1 protein-coding gene is annotated in these 219 nt (G+C 74.0%); it reads right to left on the bottom strand.

Annotated elements, in window-relative coordinates:
- On the bottom strand, positions 1-219 hold a 219-nt coding region (locus IF99_RS31515), incomplete at both ends, for a hypothetical protein (protein WP_037828420.1).

The raw sequence follows: 219 nt of genomic DNA, 5'->3' as shown, positions 1-219 counted from the left end.
ACGTGGAAGTCGGTGCCGTGGAGGGTGACGGGGCCGCGTGTGGCGCCGTGGGGGTCGACGCGGGTGACGGGGCCGGGGCCGGTGGGGCGGAGGGCGAGTTCGTGGGTGGTGCCGAGGGGGATGGCGTTGTGGGTGTGGGTGCCTTGGGGGTTGACGACGATGTGGTGGCCGTTGGTGGGGTCGTCGATGCGGAAGCCGCCGCCGGTCTGGGGGTGGACG

Origin of the sequence: Streptomyces sp. NRRL F-5630, from assembly GCF_000719475.1 — a bacterium.
Lineage (GTDB): Bacteria > Actinomycetota > Actinomycetes > Streptomycetales > Streptomycetaceae > Streptomyces.
The sequence above is the reverse complement of the archived record's forward strand: the minus strand, read 5'-3'. Positions and strand labels throughout refer to the sequence as shown.